The organism is Nostoc sp. (assembly GCF_036917515.1).
Lineage (GTDB): Bacteria > Cyanobacteriota > Cyanobacteriia > Cyanobacteriales > Nostocaceae > Nostoc.
In genome coordinates this window covers 1-19,929 of sequence record NZ_JBALDE010000227.1, presented here as the reverse complement: position 1 = coordinate 19,929, position 19,929 = coordinate 1, and the positions used below count along the sequence as shown (strand labels likewise).

Here is a 19,929-nt window from a genome sequence, read left to right as displayed (position 1 = left end):
CAACTGACCACACACATTTCAGAAAATGATAGTAAATAATGCCTCATATCAATTTAAATTCTTTACTGTTGGCTTATCTCTACAACTGTTGATATTTACCTTACCCAGTTTGGCGCAATCAGAATCAGTCACATCAAAAACCAGCCTACCAGACCAATTCGTTTTTCAAGAGACTTTTGAACCACCCGGAGAGCCAGAACCAAAAAGTGAAACTGTTGGTGCAGGTTCTCGTGATCGGCTGAGGTGTTCTGAGAATGAACAGCCCATTAGACCTTTGATGCCAAAGCGTAACTTTGGGTTAACCTTCCAAGACCATCCTCCCGTATTCATTTCCTTACCCAAAACTTCAGCACAGAAGGTTGTACTGACCTTTAGAGATGAGACGGGTAACTATTATGAAAGAACTTTTTTACCTATTACTGCTAGTGGAGAGATTGTTAGCTTCACTCAACCCAAAGAAAAAACGCCGCTAACTGTAGGTAAAAATTACGAATGGTCATTGGTAGTTGTCTGTGGAAAAACTGTGCAACCAGACGATCCTATATTTAAAGGTTGGGTACAACGAGTTGCAAAAACTACCAAAGTAGATAGGGAGTTGAGCCAGTTGACTACCATCGGTCAAGCAAACTGGTACGCACAGAGAGGATACTGGTATGAAATGCTTATGACTATAGAAAAAGCTAGAAAAGCTGAACTTAAAAATACCAATTTAAAATAATTCGTAATTATTTTGTTGTAGTATCTTGTCAATCAACTGCTGATTTTCTTTGCCTTCTGCTTGTTTGAAATATTCAATCGCAATTTTTCCAGCAGCAGGTTGCTCTTTTGCAACCGCAAGTAGTAACTTGAGAGTTTGCCGAAGTTGGATTTTCTCAAGCTGCTTAGTTGCAAACATAGGTAGAATAATCGGAGCAAGTATTAATCCCAATAATGGGGGAATAATCGGAATCCACCAACCTTGTAAAAATGCCAGATAACTAAACACGATTAATCCTAGTCCAGTGCTAGTGACAACAAACATTAATTGTCTAGGTGATTTTAATTGCCAAGCAATTAATGTTCCTATCCCAGACCAAAGCAAAATCCATAAGTTCTCCCATATCTTAGACCAAGTTTGCAGCATTCCTTTTCCTTGCAGCGCTGCGGTTAATATTTGGCTGGTAATATTAGCATGAATGAATACTCCTGCCATTTGTTTTGATGACCCAAATAGCCGATTGTTATAAGGTGTTTGAAACAAGTCATTAATACTTTCAGCTGTTGCACCAATTAAGACAACACGATTTTGGATTTTTTCTTTTGGTATGCGTTCTTGCAACAAATCTGTGATGGAGAAGCTTTGAAAATTTTGTTCTGTACCGTGATAATTAAGTAAAATTTGATAACCTCCAGTATCAGCCCAAACATAACCTCCGTTAAAAGGTTGCAAGGGTATTATTAAGGCTTTACCAAGCTGAATATGATGGCGATTTTGAGGATGAGGATGGGGAGTTATGCTAACAGTTTTTAAGTATTGTAATGCTAATTGTAAACCCAAACTCTGGCGTAATTGATTTTTTGGCGATCGTACTGTCAATAAGGCACGACGTACCTTACCATCTCCATCCAATACTTGATCACTAAAACCCACCTGGCTTAATTGGGCTAATACTCTTGGTGGTGCAACCTTAGTGCCTACGACTTTATCAATCCCAATAAGATTGGGAGTAGCTTTGAACAATTCTACTAATTCTTGATACCCCGGTTCTACTGGCAAATCTCGATATAAATCCAACCCAATTACTTTAGGTTGATAAGTTTTCAATTTGTTGAGTGCTTTGACCAAAATATTATCAGGTATGGGATATTGTCCGATTTTTTGTAAATCTGGTTCATCAATTGTAATTACAACAACACGAGAATCAATTCCTGCTTGGGGTCGTTGTTGCAAAAAGCTATCAAACATATTCCATTCCATCCCCTGCAATAAACCAATGAAGCGTAGCAGGATAATCAAACTAGTAATACCAATTGCAAAGCTGACAATACACGGTTTACCAAAGTGTAATACAGCATTTAATTTAGCAGCTTTTTGGGCTTGGTTCAAAATCCGATTTGCTTCCTTCGCAGCTGCTAGAGTAAACTGTGCTTTTTCTAATTCAATTTTTTCGGTGTTTAAATCTATTTCAATTTCTTGTTTATCTAATTGCTGACTAGTAGCAAGAAACCGATAATCTATATTAGAAAGCTTTTTATTTTCTGACCAAGCTACTGCTTCTTTTAATCTTATATTTTTTAATAATTGAGATTTATCTTGCTGATTGCTCGCAAGCCATTTTTTGATATTTTGAGAATATGGACGTAAATTTTCTAGCTTTGTGGCAACCCAATCTAAATTAAATATAGTTTGATATATTTTGTTTTTAATTGTGATTTTTCCTTGAGATGTGATAACTAAGCCTGATAAAATTAACTCATTTTTTTCTCTAATATCATAAATTGTGACATCTTCTCCCATTAAAATTTGCTGATATAATCCTAACAGTCTTCCTGCTGTTTGCTCGTTCTCTAAAAGGCGTGAACTTATTGTTCTTAAATGTTCTGGTTCATCTTGAAACTCCCAATTATTTATAATATGTGACCTAACTAAACTAGCAATAAATAATTGAGAATTATTTATTAGTGATTCATCTCTATCATTATATTGTTCATTTGCCACAATTTGACATAGCTTTTGAGTAAGAAACGGTTGTCCACCAGTCCAAACTAATATCTCTTTTAAAATAAATATTGGATTTACTACTTTTCCTTCCAATCCTTTTGTTAAAGGAATAGTTTCTTGTAGCTTAAAACCCTGAATTTCTATTGATTTACCAATATTAAATGGCGTACATCTTTTATCTTGAATCAAATCTAATGGAGTTGCAACTCCGAAAATAGCAAAGGTAATACGTTGATATTCAGGATTGATTGCTCGTTGATTATAGCAAAACCGAATCAATGCAAAAAAATCATCAACTGAGAAATCTAAACTCAGAATACTATCAATTTCATCAACAAAGATAAATAATCGTTTCTCAGGAAAATGAAGCTGTAATAATTCTTCAATAAACCATCTTAATCTTTCCAGTAAAGATATATCTTCTTGTTCACGCCACCAACTTTTTAAGTTGATTTTATTTAATAAATTAAAACCCAACCATAAATCACCAACTACACTCTTATACCACTGGAGTGGGGTGATATGGGAAGTACCAATAATCGACATATCAATGGTACTGCATTTAAATCCTTCTTGTTCCAAGCGATGTTTTGTACTTGCAAGCAGAGAGGATTTACCCATTTGTCGAGAGTTCAATATATAGCAAAACTCTCCCTGCTTAAGAGCCTCATAAAGCAGGTAATCTGCTTGTCTTCGCACATAACTAGGTGCATTAACTGTCAAACTTCCACCGACTTGGTATTTATAATCAATCATAGGTTACTGCAGTAAATAAGTTTCGAGAATTTGGATGGTGATGCCTTCACGAAGGCAAATCCAGCGAAAATAGCCTTCACCGAGTTCTTTAGGATATCGACAAAGATGATCTTCTGGATGGATGGGATCAACTAGAGGTTTTTGATTTGCTGCTTTCTTCAAATCCCAAAAATTATAAACCGTGATGTTAATTGTCATCGTATGTGTACTATGCGATCGCCGTTGTTTCGATATATTACATCTATGCGATCGCCTAATTCATACTTCAATCAAGTTGAAAAATTACCAGAATAATTAAATTTGTAAAAAAACAAGATGCAGAATTTGAGAAAATTTTCCACAAGACTCTACAGATAAAAGGAGTCTGTTTTAGTAACAAAATCCTGCGGATCAAATCAAAGTGAGACTTCTTGAATACTGTCAAAATTTGGCAATGAGTCTTTTATTGCTTCTTCAGTCGCTTGGATGCGATCGCAACGTTTGGCAAACTGACAATAATCACAGTTTTTGCTATCCTCCACCACTTGGGGAAACTGCTGGTTATTCTGGTAATTTTCCAGCCAATTAGTTAACTGACTTAATAATTGATTAAGTTTCTTTCCTGTTTGTGCATGTTGAACAGTACTGTAATTAAATTTAATATTTTGTGGTTTGCCCTCAGATTGGACAAACCAATAAGTCATAGAAATCTTTTCTGGCAAATAGTCGCTAGTTTCTGCTAATACATACAGATAAAGCCGTGTTTGCCAGTTGGATTCTAACTTGCGTTTATTGGGTGGTTTAGGATAAGTTTTCCAGTCGAGAATTTGCGCTTGTTGGTTATCTGCAATCAATAAATCATAGACAACCGTCAACAGATAGTCCTGAACTTGCAGAGTTCGGTAGTGTTCACTTTCACGGAAAGTTTGATTATCAGATGCAGTCGTTAAAATTTCAGGCGCTGCATCGGCAAAACCCAGCATCCAGCTTTGCAGTTGAGCATCTGCTTGCAGGAAACTATCAATTGGCAAACCCATTTCTCGCTGCTGCATTAGCAAGTGAAAACGACTACCCAAAGTTAGCCGTTCTTCTTGTTCTGGATTTGAAGGGGAATTGAGTTTTTCGAGGTAAGTATGTTGAAATTTACGCGGACAAGCTTCTAGTAAGTTAAGTTGTCCTTGAGACAGTCGCAGTAGTTGAGTGGAAGTTGACAGCATTCTTCTATTTTAGAAGTAAATTACAGCAGAATTCAGAAGTTAGAAGTCAAACAAGCTTTATACCTGGCTTTGAGACGAATCACTGTGTACTTCACTAACTTTAAATACGCTGTATAATCTGTAACTCAACTGTGGCAGATTATCTATAAAAAATAAGTATTTTTTACTGTCTTTACCCTCTGAGTAAAAAGTTAAGAAGCCTTTGGCTGAGTGGAAGTTAGCCAAAGGCTATTTATTAAGTTTGAGCATGAACATTGAATAGTAACCCTGTTTTGTTAACCCCAAGACTCAACGATCATGGCGAGCGCAAATAGACAGACTAGGAAAATTGCTATCTTCGCAACCCATGACCGTAGACTTGCAGATAAAAGCATCCCAACTATCGCATTTGCCCCAAAAGTGTGAGACACAACAAAGGCTATTCCCAGCCCCAGTAGCGCCAGCAGAAAATATTTGAGTCCTATACAAAACCACTTGAACAACAGATTATCGTTATCTTTTAGACTGGGTTTCATAGTTTTTTCCTGTTTTGAAAGTTGAATCTAGGCAGCAGTTTGCACTCCCCCGACCACACTAAAGAAACAGTGAATTTCCACAGCTTTGCTCCCACCAAGTCAAGGTACACAACAGTCCTACTCCTGAAATGGAGTAGTAATACCAAAAAAGCTGGTATTGATATTTGCAGATTATGAAAAATTAAGCTCTTTGATGAATTTCCAGAGTAATCTGGATATCAAAAATTAGGCGCTCAATGCGCGTAATCGCATAGAAGGCATACTACGCACATTGAACCCTCGAAATTCCTACAGGTAACTTGTATACAAATTGCCTTTTTCAGAATTTGCAGTTCCAGCCTTTGCCTTTATCTTTTGCTCACTAAGTTTTTTTAATTCACCCGTAACCTTACTAAGTCACCGTGGTTTCTACTGCTAAGCTCACTATAAAGTAACTTGGTTACTTAGGTCAAGGCAAACTGTAGAGAAAATTATTTAAACAGCATAAGATACTACAAATTTCAATACGCTTGGGTTGAGCGTAAGCGTTACCCAACATCTCGATAATGTTGGGTTTTATTCCTCAAACGCCACTAGCTTCTCCCTTGGCGCTAGCCTCTCCCTTTGGGAGAAGGGGAGAAGCTGCGCGAACAACGGGAGGAACCCCCCTTCGGGTTCGGGAGTGACGCTCCTGCGTCGTCGCTACCGCTTCGCTAACGACGGGAACCGCCAGACGCTCGCGGACTCACTAACGCTGCGCTATCGCTTTTAGCGTCCCCCCTTGGGAGAAGACTGCGACTCCCTCACCGCAACGCAGTGGCTCCACAACCTACGTTAGTATAATTTTTAGGCTTAACTGAACTGTATTGCGACAAATCTGACTGAAGTCTCCAAATGAATCCTCACTTTTGGCACTTAGGGACTTTCAAATAAAAAAATACTCAACTACCTATTGTGAGGTGAACGTCTCACTTGTCCCTAACTAGCCCACAGGTAACTTATGTGGCTTCGCCTTTACGGTATCACAGAGAATTCTGACAATTGAACTTTAGGTACTTGGCTAAAAAGGTTCAATTTGATATTGTTGATCGACATATCAAATTGATATATCAAAATGCTGAAGCTAGCAGTATTAGGTCTATTACAACGAGAGCCATTAAATGGTTATCGGCTTAAACAGCAACTAGAGATGTTTATGAGTTGCAGTATTTGTGTCAACTATGGCGCGATTTATCCTCTTCTCAAGCGCATGGAAGAACAAGGTGAAGCGATCCTATGTGTAGAACAAGGAGAAGAAGGTGGGCAGTGTGGAAAGGTATATGAGATTACACCCCTCGGCAAAACCACTTGGTATGAAGAGATGCTGGCATTTCCTCATGAAAGCTGGGTGAATATGCGATCGCGATTCTATATCAAATTTTTTTTCTTTAGTCATTTATTACCCCAAGAACGAGTCCAGTTAATCGAACATCGATTGATGTTATGTCACTTACGCCTTACGGAGAAAAAAGCACTTGAAGTTACTGATGATTTATATCAAGCGAAAGTGCAAAAGCGCGCAGTTGAAGTGATCGAATCAGAAATTGAGTGGCTAATTGAGCAACTCCAAACAGAACAACTTCAATTAGCTCAAACGCCAACCTCAGGAAAACAGTTTAGCTTTAACACAAAAAACTTTTGAAGTATCCTAACTAATTATGTGGATCGTCAAAATTGCTTTACGTCTTCCGTATACATTCGCGATCGCCGCTTTAATGATTGCGATCCTGGGTGCAGTCACGATATTTAGTACACCAGTTGACATTTTTCCCGCAATTAACATTCCGGTTGTCAGTGTAGTTTGGACTTACACTGGTACCACATCAGAGGAAATGGCACAGCGAATCGTCACCATTAGCGAACGCGCTATGACAACAACTGTTGGTGACATCGAACACATTGAGTCTCAATCTTTGAGTGGTGTTAGTGTTGTCAAGGTTTTCTTCCAACCCAACGCCAATATCGCCTCAGCAGTTGCTCAAATTACCTCTGTCAGCCAAACAATTCTCCGTCCTTTGCCACCTGGGATCACACCGCCATTCATCATTCAATACAACGCTTCTTCGGTGCCGATTATCCAGATGAGTGTCAGTAGCAAAACCTTGCCAGAAGAAGCACTCTTCGACTATGCTACCAACTTCGTCCGCACCCAATTGGCAACAGTGCAAGGAGCGAGTGTACCTCTGCCCTATGGTGGTAAACCTCGGCAAATTATGGTTGATATCGATCCCCAAGCGATGTTGGCTAATGGCGTTTCTGCCCAAGATGTAACTAATGCTGTCAGTGCCCAAAACCTGGTTTTGCCCGCAGGTGATATGAAGATAGGCGATCGCAACTTCGCCGTACAAATCAACAATAGTCCAGATGTGGTGGCAGCACTCAACGACTTACCGATTAAGCAAGTTAATGGTACTGTCATTTCCATTCGTGATGTCGCGCAGGTAAGAGATGGCTTTGGTGTGCAATCAAACATTGTACGTCAGAATGGTAGACGATCAAGCTTACTTAGTATCCTGAAGAGTGGCAATGCTTCAACGATTGATGTGATCGATCGGGTAAAAAAAACTTTGCCTCGTATCCAATCCACCTTGCCCCCAGAACTGAATTTATCGTTTTTGTTTGATCAATCTATATTTGTGAAAGCTTCGATTGAAGGCGTTCTCAAAGAAGGATTGATTGCAGCCTGTCTGACCGCGCTGATGATTTTGATTTTCTTAGGAAGTTGGCGCAGCACGGTAATTGTAGCCGTATCGATTCCTCTCTCGATGCTAGTTTCAATTATTGTGATGAGTCGTCTGGGACAAACTTTTAACATTATGACCTTAGGTGGTTTGTCCTTAGCTGTTGGTATTCTGGTAGATGATGCCACAGTAGAAATTGAAAATATCCACCGAAATCTCGGACAAGGTAAACCCATCAAGCGAGCAATTTTAGATGGGGCGCAGCAAATCGCCACTCCAGCACTTGTAGCAACATTATGTATTTGTATTGTCTTTGTGCCGGTTGTATTTCTCAGTGGAGTAGCAAAGTACCTGTTTGTCCCCCTAGCAATGGCGGTAGTATTTGGAATGCTTGCTTCCTATGTGCTATCTCGGACTGTAGTCCCGACAATGGCAAGCTATCTTTTACCATCTGAAGCGGACTGGCATAGAGAAAGCGAGGATCATAATGGTAACAATAACCACCATACTGATTCGCCAGTTCAAAACAATAATGGTCATAGCAACAACCACTATACTGATTCGCCAGTCCAAAACAATAATGGTCGCGACAATCACCACAGCCATTCTTCACTAGTCGAAATCCACGCTCATCGCGACAACCATACTGATTCGCCAGTCCAAAACAATAATGGTCACGACAACCACCACCAAAAGTCAGAAGCAACAACGACAACTACCAAATCTGTGAAGAAAGATTGGATATGGCGGCTACACGAAAAGTTCAATCGGCAATTTGAGAAACTTCGCAGTTGGTACTACAATGTACTGACCTCAGCATTAAATCACCGCCGTATAGTCTTTGTGCTGTTTGGTGCTTTTATCGTCAGTGCAGGAGTTTTGTTACCGTTCGTCGGTCAAGACTTTTTCCCTGAAGTTGATGGTGGTCAGTTTAGCTTACATGTTCGAGCCTTACCAGGCACTCGTTTGGAAGAGACAGAAAAAATTGTCAGCCAAGTTGAAGGCGTTATTCGCCAGACTGTACCGAAAGAGAAGCTCTCTCTAATTCTGGATAACATCGGCTTACCCACCAGTGGCATTAACCTTACTTATGGCTACAACGGTGCCACAATTGGTCCGGCTGATGCTGATATTCTTGTGTCCCTAAAAGAATCTGGTGCAACTTTTTCTTACGTCAAGGAACTCCGCCAGAAATTGAAAGCGACATTTCCCAGCTACACTTTCTTTTTTGAGCCAGCTGATATTGTGACTCAAATTCTCAATTTCGGTTTGCCTGCTGCTGTTGACGTGCAAATATCTGGTCCTCTGAAAAACTCAAAGGGCAACTTTGAAATTGCCCAACAAATCGCCGCCCAGATGACGCGCATTCCTGGGGCTGTAGATGTACATCTTCAGCAAGTTGTCGATGCTCCCAAATTACGTCTTGATGTAGATCGCACCGAGGCTCAACAACTGGGTATGACCCAGCGTGATGTTGCTAATAGCGTCCTCACTTCCTTAAGTTCAAGCGGTCAAGCTGCAATCAATCAGTGGCTAGATCCCAAAAAAGGCGTGAGTTACACCCTTGCTGTACAAGTTCCGCAGTACAAACTTGACTCTATTGACAGCCTGAAAAATACGCCAGTTAGCAACGGTCAAACTACACCCCAACTTTTAGGTAATTTAGCTAGTGTCAAGCGCGACACAGTGATGCAAGTTGTGAATCACTACAACATTCAGCCAGTTTTCGATATCTACGCTAACGCCTCTGGTCGCGACCTTGGGGGAGTTGCCAATGATGTAAATCGAATCATCGCTGATTATCAGAAAAAATTGCCTAAGGGAAGTCAGATTAATGTCCGCGGGCAAGTGCAAACGATGAACTCTTCCTTTCTGGGACTTGGTTTAGGACTTGTGTTTGCAATTGTACTGGTTTACTGCTTAATGGTGGTCAACTTCCAATCTTGGCTCGATCCCCTGATTATTATGATGGCACTGCCAAGTGCTTTAGCTGGTATTGTCTGGATGCTGTTTGTCACCCGCACCACTTTCAGCGTTCCTTCGTTAATGGGTGCAATTATGAGTATCGGTGTGGCGACATCCAACAGTATTTTAATGATCACTTTTGCTAATGACCAGCGTCAGGAAGGAGAAAATGCCTATAAAGCAGCGCAAGCGGCAGGCTATACAAGGTTACGTCCTGTGTTGATGACTGCCTTAGCCATGCTTATTGGTATGGTGCCAATGTCTCTTGGTCTAGGTGAAGGTGGCGAACAGAATGCACCCTTGGGTCGCGCTGTAATTGGTGGCTTGTCAGCTGCAACAGTTGCTACTCTCATCTTTGTACCTGTTGTATACAGCATTATGCGGCGTCAACAACCTCGTCCTATCGATCAGGATGATGACGATTTAAATTTCTCAGATTCGCAGACAGCATATTCGTTGTCATCATCTCAAGGCAAGTCATAAGCAATTGAAAATTCTGCGATTCAGCAGGTTACACAGAGGCAGAGGGGCAGAGGGGATGGGAAGCAGAGGAGAAAAGTTGTAGCGCCCACAATATACGAGGTGTACCAAATAGAACTTTTTGTCCTCTGCCCCTCTGCTTCCCCTGCTTTCTTGTCAAAACCAATGATGGTAATAACTCTAGCCGCTAAATTTTTGCTTTCTTAGATAATACAGGACAGTTTACCTATGGATTCTCAGCATCGTCCATCTCCTGATTCTGAACAACAAACGACTTCTAAAAAACACAGGCGCGGCATTGGTGCTATTGGTTGGGCTGTAATTGGTGCTGTTTTTTTTGGTAGCTTACTGGCCATAGGCATTCTACCCCGATTAAGCCAAAAGTCAGAATTACAAGCAGCAGTCAAGGAGGCAAGCACCCTACCCTCAGTGAACGTAATCACTCCCCGTCGCGCTACTGGTGCTACCAAATTGGAACTACCTGGCAATGTTGTAGCCCTGAATCAAACGACTATCTACGCTCGCAGTACTGGGTATTTAAAGCGGTGGTACGCAGATATTGGCGATCGCGTCCGAGCCGGTCAGTTGTTGGCAGAAATTGATTCACCAGACACCGATCAGCAAGTTCTGCAAGCGAAGGCAGAGGTAGCGCAAGCACAAGCCAATGTATCTCAAACTCGTGCTAATTTAGCTAAAAGCGTTTCTGATTTGAAGCAAGCCCGCGCTAATCTATTGATCGCACGTCAGAGCTGGCAGCGCTGGAGTGTTCTTGTAAAGCAAGGTGCAGTGCCTCAACAAGATGCAGATACAAGATATGCTACATATCAAGCTAATCTTGCCAGCGTTGAGGCAGCACAAAACACGGTTAATTCTGACTCTGCCAACATCAAAGCAGCACAAGCTAATGCCTACGCAAGTCAAGCAAACTTCCAGCGTAATACTGTATTGCAGTCTTATAAGAAAGTCACAGCTCCTTTTGCAGGAGTGATTACTGCACGTAATGTCAATACAGGTGTTTTAATTTCAGCAGGTAATGGCAACACCAGTAACAGTACCAGCAATACCAACACTAGCAGCAATACCAGCCTTTATACTATTGCTGCTTATAACAATCTAAACGTAAATGTGAGTGTTCCCCAGAGTTTATCACAGTCACTTCAAACTGGACAAACAGCACAAATTACAGTCAGAGAGCTACCTCAACGAGTGTTTACGGGCAAAGTAGTGCGTACTAGCAACGCTATAGATCCAACGACTCGCACTTTGCTGACACAATTAGAAGTGCAGAATTTAGACGCGACGCTGCGACCTGGGATGTATGCCAATGTCAGATTTGCGATTAACCGCACTAATCCTCCTTTTATCGTGCCAGATAGTGCCTTGGTTGTTAATGCCAGAGGTACACAGGTAGCAACTGTAACCAAAGACCACACAGTGCATTATCAAAAAGTTGCTGTTGGGCGAGATTACGGTACTGAAGTAGAAATTACATCAGGTCTGACAGGAAATGAATCGCTGATTGCCACTCCTACAGTTGATGAGACAGAGGGTTTGCGCGTGCAGCCAGTTGCACAAAGAAAGTAGACTCAATGTATCTAAGTGAGGTACACTAAGCTCATGCATGCGATCGCCCATCTCGTCAGAGAAAAAACGACAAAGCCCAAGAAAGCATTCCCACAGCAAATGTTTACCCTGAAATATTGAGGGGATACCAGATTGGCAGTAATGTTATCTCACATAGTGAGATAACATTGGTTTGTAATGTGTCTTTGTGTGAGTATGAGTGTCATTCCCGAAAATGCTCTTTTGGCTTTATCCGAAAAAAGGTGCTTGTCTAAGAGCGAGATTGAGGTCTTTTTATATGCTGTTGAGGGACATTCGCCAAATGCGATCGCTCAAAAATTGGCAATCAGCGCCGAGGCAGTACGCAAAAGATTAAGCGAAGTTTACAAGAAATTTAATGTTACTGGTAGCGGCCCAGGGAAGCTCACTAAGTTACAACAAGTTATAGCTGAGTATCAAGCATCTTTGCTGAATATTACCCAAAACCGCCAAGATTGGGGTGAAGCGCCTGGTGTCTGCGTTTTTTATGGACGTGTAGCAGAATTGTCTGAGCTAAGGCAGTGGCTGATCGAGGATAACTGCCAACTAGTGGCAATATTGGGAATGGGCGGAATCGGCAAAACTGCTTTATCTGTAAAACTGGCAAAGGAAGTTCAGGATAGTTTTGAGTATTTGATTTGGCGAAGTCTTGGCAATGCGCCACCTGTTGCAGAGATGTTAGCGAACTTGATCGGGTTTTTATCCGATCAGCGGGAAACAGATTTGCCAGAAAGCGTAGATGGTAGAGTAACGCTGCTGATTAATTATTTACGAGAGCGTCGTTGTCTTGTGGTATTTGATAATACAGAGACAATTTTACAAGAAGGCGATCGCGCTGGACAATATAGACAAGAATATGAAGATTATGGTCAATTACTGCAACGGGTAGGGGAAGAACTACATAAAAGCTGTTTGGTGCTGACATCTCGCGAAAAACCAAAAGAATTTGCGCCTTTAGAGGGAAAAGCATCACCAGTCAGAACATTATCATTAGTTGGCTTAGGAGAAACAGAAGGGCAAGAAATTCTCCAAGATAAAGGGTTATTTGGCTCACAACAGGAATGGGCCAAACTTGTTGAGAAGTATTCAGGCAATCCTTTAGCCTTAAAGCTCGTTTCTGAGCCAATTCGAGAGTTATTTGATGGTGATATCGCTGCTTTTCTAGCTGAAGGAGAGATAATTTTTGGCGACACTCGGAATTTACTAAACCAGCAATTCAAGCGGTTATCAGAGATCGAAAAAGAAATAATTTATTGGCTAGCAATCAAACGCAAGTTAGTTTCTCTTGACGAATTGCTAAGTGATATTGTGCGTCCCTTGCCCAAAAGAGAAGTGATGGAAGCGCTAGAATCACTGCGACGGCGATCACTAATTGAACAAAGAACAGCACTTTTCACCCTCCAGTCTGTGGTCATGGAATACATGACCGACCAACTGATTGAACAGGTTTGTCAGGAAATTACCACTGGTAATATTAAACTATTTACGAGCCATGCTTTAATGGAAGCTACGGCCAAAGATTATATTAGAAACACTCAAATTACCCTAATTATTAAACCAATTATAGATAGGTTATCAACTATTTTTAGATATGCTAGAAATATTGAACATCATCTATATCAAATTTTATTGTCCCTGCGACAGATTCCCCAAACAGCAGGATATGCAGGTGGAAATCTGTTAAATATTCTTTGTCAACTACAAATTGATTTTAGCGGCTATGACTTTTCTAATTTGAGTATTTGGCAAGCATATTTACAAGGTGTGAATTTGCATCGAGTAAATTTTGCCAATGCTGATTTAGCTAAGTCCGTTTTTTGTGAAACACTAGTTAGTGTTTCGTCAGTAGCATTTAGCCCAAATGGAAAACTTTTGGCTACGGGTGATGCTGATGGCAAGACTTACTTGTGGCAAGTTGACGATGGAAAGCTACTTTTTAGCTGTACTGGACATAGCAGCTGGGTAAAATCAGTTGCTTTCAGTCCTGATGGTCAAACTTTAGCTAGTGGCAGTGATGACCAAACAGTGAAGTTATGGGATGTTCGTGATGGTAAATGCCTGAAAACCTTGCACGGACATAGCAATTGGGTAAGATCAGTTGCCTTCAGTCCTGATGGTCAAACTTTAGCTAGTGGCAGTGAAGACCAAACAGTGAAGTTATGGAATGTCCACAGTGGCAAATGTCTGATAACTTTGCAGGAAAATACCAATCGAATTATGTCAGTTGCCTTCAGTCCCGATGGTCAAACTTTAGCTAGTTGCAGTGAAAAGCAAACAGTGAAGTTATGGGATATTTGTGATGGTAAATATCTTAAAACCTTGCAGGGACATAGCAGTTGGGTAAGGTCAGTTGCTTTTAATCCCGATGGTGAAATTTTAGCTACTGGCAGTGACGACCAAACCATAAAATTATGGGATGTTCATGACGCTAAATGCCTGAAAACCTTACAGGGACATACCAATCGGGTTTGGTCGGTTGCCTTTAGTCCTGATGGTCAAACTTTAGCTAGCGGTGGCGACGATCAAACCGTGAAATTATGGGATTTTCGTGATGGTAAATGTCTGAAAACCTTCCAAGGGCATAGCAATCGGGTAAGGTCAGTTGCTTTTAGTCCCGATGGTCAAACTTTAGCTAGTGGTAGTGAAAACCAAACAGTTAAATTATGGAATGTTCAGGATGGGAAGTCCTTGACAACCTTGCAGGGACATAGCAATCGGGTAAGGTCAGTTGCTTTCAGTCTTGATGGTCAAATTTTAGCTAGCGGCAGTGAAAAGCAAACAGTGAAATTATGGGATGTCCGTAACGATCAGTTTCTCAAAATTTTGGAGGGACATAACAGTTGGGTACGTTCGATTGCCTTCAGTCCTGATGGTCAAATTTTAGCTAGCGGCAGTGAAAAGCAAACAATTAAATTATGGGATGTTCACACAGGGCAATGCCTGAAAAAATTGCAGGAACATAGCAATCGAATTAGGTCCGTTGCTTTTAGTCCCAATGGTCAAATTTTAGCTAGCGGTAGTGACGACCAAACGGTGAAATTATGGGATGTCTACATCGGCAAATGTCTCCAAACCTTGAAAGGGCATACCAGTTGGGTAAGATCGGTTGCCTTTAGTCCCGATGGTCAAACTTTAGCTAGTGGTAGTGAAAACCAAAGAGTCAGGTTATGGGATATTTATACAGAAGAATGTCTCCATATTTTGGAGGGACACAGCAATCGGATCAGATCGGTTACTTTCAGCCCAGATGGTCAGACTTTAGCTAGTGGTAGTGATGACCAAACAGTAAAGTTATGGGATGTTTACATGGGCAAGTGCTTCACAACTTTGCAAGAACATACTAATCGAGTCTGGTCAGTTGCCTTTAGTCCCGATGGTCGAATTTTAGCTAGTGCCAGTGAAGACCAAACGATAAAATTATGGGATGTCTATAATGGCAAGTGCCTGAAAACTTTGCAAGGGGCTAATTGGGTAAAGTCAGTTGCCTTTAATCTTGATGGTCAAACCCTGATTAGTGGTAGCCAAGATGAGACAATTAAGCTTTGGGATGTATTGACGGGTGAGTGCCTAAGAACACTGCGATCGCCACAACCCTACGAGAAAATGAATATCACCGGGGTTACAGGATTAACCGCAGCGCAGTTGGTGACGCTAAAAGCTTTAGGGGCAGTGGAAGATCCAGAGCAAAGATAAAAGGTAAAAGAATGAATTTTGCCTTTTCCTTCATCCTTTTACCTTTTTTATGTACCTGATGCTTATTTCATGTTAGCCCTTGCGTCCTTCACTGCGGCAAAGAAAAATAATCCTGTGAGTGGAATGCTCAATACCAGGATAATTGCCGTGGCTGTGACACCAAAATCTGGTTGTCCGTAACCGAGTTCAAAAATTGAACCGACGGCGGCGATCGCACTTACACAAGAACCACTCAGAAATAAACTGCTTTTTGGAGTTAAATACACTACTGCCCCCCTATGCTACTGGTTTCACCGCTTGATACGAGAAGCCATTCTTAGATAGCTCCTGGGCTAAAGTCAAGGAGTTTTCTACACGGTCTACAAATACCACGCCGTTAAGGTGATCCATCTCGTGCTGAATGCAGCGTCCCAAGAGGTCATTAGCCTTTAATGTCCGGGGACGACCGTATTCGTCTTTATAGGCAATTTCTACGACTTCCGGGCGCTTCACATCCATATATACGTTGGGAATGCTCAAGCATCCTTCTTGGGCAACAGAGATATCGCGGCTGACTTGTTTAATAGTGGGGTTAATCAACACCAAAGGCTGGTTAGCTGCGTTTTCTGGTTCTAAGTCGATGACAACTAATTGTTTGTGAATTCCCACTTGGGGCGCAGCCAAACCAATGCCATCTTTGCTGTACATAGTTTGCAGCATTTCGCGCACTATTTGGCGAAGTTCGTTATCAACCTTAGAAATCCGTTTTGCAGCTTGACGCAGCACGCGATCGCCTAAATAATGAAGCTCCAAAGGTGGATTTTTTAACTTTTTTTTCTCGACAGCAATTTCAGAAGGCATGAGTCTCGATGGCTAGATGGTGCAAATTCCTACTATTTTCATTCTATCAATCTCAGTTAGAGGATGTTTAAAAAGTCCTAGAATATACCAAAAACCCAGCTGCCATTCCTCTGTTTGCTTGCCTAACGGCAGGCTGATGCCAAGGGGGAGAGGCTGTGAAACCCTTATTTCTTTGTCAGGAGGGCTTGCTAAGGGGGTTACGTCTTTGGAGTTGTATTGTTAGCAATAATACTTTTAAACATCTTCTTAGACGTAGTATCAATCTCCAAAATAATTCTTGTGAAGTCACGTTGCACCATACTTAGAGTGATAATATTATCGAGGCTGAGGTTATTAAACAGTACTTTTAAAGCTTCTGAACCTCACCGAATGTGAAATCGATTATAAGTCGTTCACCAGCCTATTTTTGTATTCACATCTGATTGCAACTAGGATTCCTATACAATTTTTATTGGTAAAAATATTTATCCAATCTATTTTTTATTGATAGAAACCTATGTTTAACAATATTTTCTGGCATCCTCACCACATTCATTGACTAAATATAATAAACACTTAAAACGAAGACTAACTATCTGTTCATAAAGAGGATTCAATTTACATAAAGGTGGAATCTGAAACAGAGTCCGACCGAGAACTGTAACAGTTCTTTCAAAAGGGCAATGAGAAGGAATTATTTTGCACAATAGTTTGGCCAGATTATAATTATGTATTTCTACGGACTCAAGCTGAGAGCGAATCTGGTTTAATAAAGTATTGCCTAAATTGGCTTTATTTAAGAAGCTCATAGTTCAACTTTCCTTTAATCAATCTGTTGCTCCTATAAAATTACTCCGAACTTCAAAGAAAAACATCGTATAAATACCAAACTATTTTCCCACTTTTTTGAGGTCAAGTTTAAAGAACAGTAAAATTGCTTAGAAACTAAAACAGCTAGCCAATTATTATCAATAACTGTTAAAAGCAATAGTGACTATATCTGTGAGAAAATGGTACGAAAATCAGGTAAATGGTTGAGACAGCAAGAGGACAAGGAAGGAAATAGCAATAGATAAAAGCTGATGTATTGGCAAACTTTGCACCATTGACTATAAATAGTGGTGTTATTGACGCGAAGACACAAAAGCTGAACTTGGTGCCTTGGCGTTAAGTTCAATTTTTGAGGTGATGTGTGTTTAAATCTTTCACAAAACTTGACTATCTGCTGAAAGAAACTTTCCTCGGTTTACTGCGGGGAGGTTGGATGAATTGGGCAGCTGTAAGTACTGTAACAGTGTTACTATTTTTATTTGGCTTGAGTTTGCAAACCTCTTGGCAAGTTGAAAAACTCCTTTATCAGTTTGGTAGCCAGTTAGAAGTATCAGTTTATCTCGAACCGGATACTCAAATCGAAAATATTGAGCCACTAATCGCTAAAATGCCAGAGGTGGCGGCGATAAAAACCATTACCAAAGAAGAAGCTTGGACTAAGTTAGTTAAGGAAATGAGAATTTCTGATATTGAAGGTGCTACCCAGCAGTTAGGTGAGAATCCTCTGGTTGATGAGATGAAGGTGAAAGCGCGTAATTCTCAAATTGTGCCAACCTTAGCAACGCAGTTGGCTAAATTACGTGGAGTTGAGACGGTGCAGTATGTCGATGAAGCAGTTAAACGCATTGCCCAGTTGCACCGAGGCCTGAACTGGATTACTTTAACAATTACGATTATTTTGACTTTAACAGCGATCGCAGTGACTACCACCACAATTAGGCTGATTGTCATGGCGCGTCGCCAGGAAATTGAAATTATGCGGCTAGTAGGAGCAACTTCTGTTTGGATTTACCTGCCGTTTATTTTACAAGGAATTGCCTTTGGTTTGGTTGGTGGTGCGATCGCTTGGAGTTTCATTTCTGTAATTCAACAGTTTCTCGGTAAGTTGCTAGTCAATAAACCTGAGTTTATCCAGGTCATCACCAACAGAGTGCAACTCACTCCAGCAGAAATTTTATTACTGCCTCTGATTCTTTTAGGTTTCGGTGCAGCTGTAGGATTAATGGGGAGCTTATTTGCTGTCCGACGTTTTGCTAAAGGATAGTCATTGGTCATTTGTCATTTGTCCTTTATCCTTTGTCATTGGTCATTTGTCCTTTGTCCTTTGAACTCGGAATTTCGACTTCTGAACTCGGAATTTTGACCTCTGAACTCAGAACTTCGACTTCTGAACTTAGAACTTTGACTTCTGAACTCGGAACTTTGACTTCTGAACTCGGAACTTCGACCTCTGAACTTGGAACTCCGACTTCTAGACTCGGAACTTTGACCTCTGAACTTAAAACTTCGACCTCTAAACCCGAAACTTTGACTTCTGAACTTGGAACTTTCAAAATTTTAAAAGAACAACTGGAGTTTTACTTGAACGAATATGAAATGAAACCTATATATCAACTTAACAAGGCTAATCAAATGACCAATGACCAATGACCAATGACAAATGACAAATGACCAATGACAAATGACAAAATCACTATGAAATCGCAATGGGAATGTTTTTTGCAAAATCTTGGTGTTTGGGAAGGTTCATTTACGAATTTCTCTCCTCAAGGAACACTTTTGAACGATACTCCTAGTCGTCTTTCCCTAGAAGGTTTGAACAATAGCCAGAAAGTACGTCTAACTCTGAGCCGTTCGGGACAAGATATAATCAGAGAATTTAATTCTGTAGGAGGGGGTCTGCTGTTTTTTGAGAATGGTTCATTTTCTGAAGGTTTAATTCAGCTAGGGCCATTTTCTGAATTTGGTGGAGAACTCGCTTTAGTTCATGAAAATCGCCGCTTGCGTCTGGTACAACTGTTTGATAATACTGGTGAGCTAAAGGAATTAATTTTAATTCGAGAACATCTCGCTGGAACCCCAGCAGCAGAACGTCCAACTTTGCAGATAAATGATTTGTTGGGAGAATGGCAAGGTCAAGCAGTAACAATATATCCAGATTTACGATCGCCTGATACTTACTCTACAATCTTCAAATTACAACTTGATGATGCTGGGCGATTAATTCAAAGTACCTCTTTTAGCGACCGCACAATTACCTCAACTGCTACCATCAAAGGCCCGATTGTTCTCTTTGACCAAGATCCCCAAAAGCAAGTGCAAGTATTATTTTTACCAAATGGCGCTTCTGCAACATCACCTCTCAAGGTGCAGTTACGCCAACCATTTTTTCTGGAAACGGGTTGGTTAATCCAGCCAAACCTGCGCCAACGGATGATTCGTAAATACAACGAGAAAGGCGAATGGGTTAGTTTGACATTAGTCACTGAGGAAAGAAAGCTTTGATATCATCTTTGCTTGATTACTTATCAAATCTTTAACTGTTACCAAAATGTGAGTAATGACAAAGCTTTATTTATGTAACCTGAGTTCGGGATAAGGAAAGGAGCAGGTAGTAAGCTGAAAATAGCGTTAAATCCAGCACCTGCCCTATGTTTAGTTTAGAAGCATTA

General features: G+C 40.8%; 15 protein-coding genes. 7 read left to right on the top strand and 8 right to left on the bottom strand.

Annotated elements, in window-relative coordinates; genetic code table 11:
• Nucleotides 1–25: 25 nt before the first annotated feature.
• Complete coding sequence (locus tag V7K89_RS29825; RefSeq protein ID WP_335193760.1) at nucleotides 26–718, top strand: DUF928 domain-containing protein; 693 nt, start codon at nucleotides 26–28, stop codon at nucleotides 716–718.
• Here V7K89_RS29825 and V7K89_RS29820 read toward each other — a convergent pair.
• The 4 genes from V7K89_RS29820 to V7K89_RS29805 form a co-directional block, all read right to left on the bottom strand.
• A complete protein-coding gene (locus V7K89_RS29820) occupies nucleotides 710–3,457 on the bottom strand; it encodes a CHASE2 domain-containing protein (RefSeq protein WP_335193758.1) in 2,748 nt (915 codons plus the stop codon). The genes V7K89_RS29825 and V7K89_RS29820 overlap by 9 nt on opposite strands.
• A gap of 3 nt (nucleotides 3,458–3,460) precedes the next feature.
• Complete coding sequence (locus V7K89_RS29815; protein WP_335193756.1) at nucleotides 3,461–3,655, bottom strand: hypothetical protein; 195 nt, start codon at nucleotides 3,653–3,655, stop codon at nucleotides 3,461–3,463.
• A 197-nt stretch (nucleotides 3,656–3,852) separates the two neighbouring features.
• Nucleotides 3,853–4,653, bottom strand: a complete 801-nt coding sequence (locus V7K89_RS29810) for a PD-(D/E)XK nuclease family protein (RefSeq protein WP_335193754.1) — start codon at nucleotides 4,651–4,653, stop codon at nucleotides 3,853–3,855.
• A gap of 275 nt (nucleotides 4,654–4,928) precedes the next feature.
• Nucleotides 4,929–5,168 carry a hypothetical protein gene (locus tag V7K89_RS29805; protein WP_335193753.1) on the bottom strand — a complete coding sequence of 80 codons (240 nt, stop codon included), beginning with the start codon at nucleotides 5,166–5,168 and terminating at the stop codon, nucleotides 4,929–4,931.
• 1,093 nt (nucleotides 5,169–6,261) lie between these two features.
• Here V7K89_RS29805 and V7K89_RS29800 point away from each other — a divergent pair.
• The 4 genes from V7K89_RS29800 (at nucleotide 6,262) to V7K89_RS29785 (ending at nucleotide 15,607) form a co-directional block, all read left to right on the top strand.
• Complete coding sequence (locus V7K89_RS29800; protein ID WP_335193751.1) at nucleotides 6,262–6,828, top strand: PadR family transcriptional regulator; 567 nt, start codon at nucleotides 6,262–6,264, stop codon at nucleotides 6,826–6,828.
• 16 nt (nucleotides 6,829–6,844) lie between these two features.
• A complete protein-coding gene (locus V7K89_RS29795; RefSeq protein ID WP_335193749.1) occupies nucleotides 6,845–10,315 on the top strand; it encodes an efflux RND transporter permease subunit in 3,471 nt (1,156 codons plus the stop codon).
• Nucleotides 10,316–10,540: 225 nt separating this feature from the next.
• A complete protein-coding gene (locus V7K89_RS29790; protein WP_335193747.1) occupies nucleotides 10,541–11,896 on the top strand; it encodes an efflux RND transporter periplasmic adaptor subunit in 1,356 nt (451 codons plus the stop codon).
• Between the two features lie 195 nt (nucleotides 11,897–12,091).
• On the top strand, nucleotides 12,092–15,607 hold the full coding sequence (locus tag V7K89_RS29785) for an NB-ARC domain-containing protein (RefSeq protein WP_335193745.1): 3,516 nt from the start codon (nucleotides 12,092–12,094) through the stop codon (nucleotides 15,605–15,607).
• Between the two features lie 62 nt (nucleotides 15,608–15,669).
• Here the strand turns inward: V7K89_RS29785 and V7K89_RS29780 are convergent, their stop codons facing one another.
• The 3 genes from V7K89_RS29780 to V7K89_RS29770 form a co-directional block, all read right to left on the bottom strand.
• Nucleotides 15,670–15,873: a hypothetical protein gene (locus V7K89_RS29780; RefSeq protein WP_335193743.1), complete on the bottom strand. Its 204-nt coding sequence runs from the start codon at nucleotides 15,871–15,873 to the stop codon at nucleotides 15,670–15,672.
• 10 nt (nucleotides 15,874–15,883) lie between these two features.
• Nucleotides 15,884–16,447 carry a peptide deformylase gene (gene def / locus V7K89_RS29775; protein ID WP_335193741.1) on the bottom strand — a complete coding sequence of 188 codons (564 nt, stop codon included), beginning with the start codon at nucleotides 16,445–16,447 and terminating at the stop codon, nucleotides 15,884–15,886.
• Nucleotides 16,448–16,947: 500 nt separating this feature from the next.
• Complete coding sequence (locus tag V7K89_RS29770) at nucleotides 16,948–17,235, bottom strand: Mo-dependent nitrogenase C-terminal domain-containing protein (RefSeq protein ID WP_335193739.1); 288 nt, start codon at nucleotides 17,233–17,235, stop codon at nucleotides 16,948–16,950.
• Between the two features lie 383 nt (nucleotides 17,236–17,618).
• Here V7K89_RS29770 and V7K89_RS29765 point away from each other — a divergent pair, with 383 nt between their 5' ends.
• A complete protein-coding gene (locus V7K89_RS29765) occupies nucleotides 17,619–18,521 on the top strand; it encodes a cell division protein FtsX (RefSeq protein ID WP_335193738.1) in 903 nt (300 codons plus the stop codon).
• A gap of 25 nt (nucleotides 18,522–18,546) precedes the next feature.
• On the opposite strand, the gene V7K89_RS29760 is transcribed toward V7K89_RS29765, so the two are convergent.
• The gene (locus V7K89_RS29760) at nucleotides 18,547–18,810 is read right to left on the bottom strand and encodes a hypothetical protein (RefSeq protein ID WP_335193737.1); all 264 of its coding nucleotides are present in this window, start codon (nucleotides 18,808–18,810) and stop codon (nucleotides 18,547–18,549) included.
• A gap of 142 nt (nucleotides 18,811–18,952) precedes the next feature.
• On the opposite strand from V7K89_RS29760, the gene V7K89_RS29755 reads away from it, so the two are divergent.
• Nucleotides 18,953–19,762 (top strand): DUF3598 family protein, encoded by an 810-nt coding sequence (locus V7K89_RS29755; protein WP_335193861.1) that lies wholly within the window; start codon nucleotides 18,953–18,955, stop codon nucleotides 19,760–19,762.
• Nucleotides 19,763–19,929: the final 167 nt, after the last annotated feature.

Bases quoted from the DNA above. Each gene is read 5' to 3' on its own strand.
- V7K89_RS29810 (WP_335193754.1), bottom strand. From the start codon at position 4,653: ATGCTGTCAACTTCCACTCAACTACTGCGACTGTCTCAAGGACAACTT.
- V7K89_RS29805 (WP_335193753.1), bottom strand. From the start codon at position 5,168: ATGAAACCCAGTCTAAAAGATAACGATAATCTGTTGTTCAAGTGGTTT.
- V7K89_RS29825 (WP_335193760.1), top strand. From the start codon at position 26: ATGATAGTAAATAATGCCTCATATCAATTTAAATTCTTTACTGTTGGC.
- V7K89_RS29755 (WP_335193861.1), top strand. From the start codon at position 18,953: ATGAAATCGCAATGGGAATGTTTTTTGCAAAATCTTGGTGTTTGGGAA.
- def (WP_335193741.1), bottom strand. From the start codon at position 16,447: ATGCCTTCTGAAATTGCTGTCGAGAAAAAAAAGTTAAAAAATCCACCT.
- V7K89_RS29790 (WP_335193747.1), top strand. From the start codon at position 10,541: ATGGATTCTCAGCATCGTCCATCTCCTGATTCTGAACAACAAACGACT.
- V7K89_RS29785 (WP_335193745.1), top strand. From the start codon at position 12,092: ATGAGTGTCATTCCCGAAAATGCTCTTTTGGCTTTATCCGAAAAAAGG.
- V7K89_RS29815 (WP_335193756.1), bottom strand. From the start codon at position 3,655: ATGACAATTAACATCACGGTTTATAATTTTTGGGATTTGAAGAAAGCA.
- V7K89_RS29820 (WP_335193758.1), bottom strand. From the start codon at position 3,457: ATGATTGATTATAAATACCAAGTCGGTGGAAGTTTGACAGTTAATGCA.
- V7K89_RS29795 (WP_335193749.1), top strand. From the start codon at position 6,845: ATGTGGATCGTCAAAATTGCTTTACGTCTTCCGTATACATTCGCGATC.
- V7K89_RS29770 (WP_335193739.1), bottom strand. From the start codon at position 17,235: ATGAGCTTCTTAAATAAAGCCAATTTAGGCAATACTTTATTAAACCAG.
- V7K89_RS29800 (WP_335193751.1), top strand. From the start codon at position 6,262: ATGCTGAAGCTAGCAGTATTAGGTCTATTACAACGAGAGCCATTAAAT.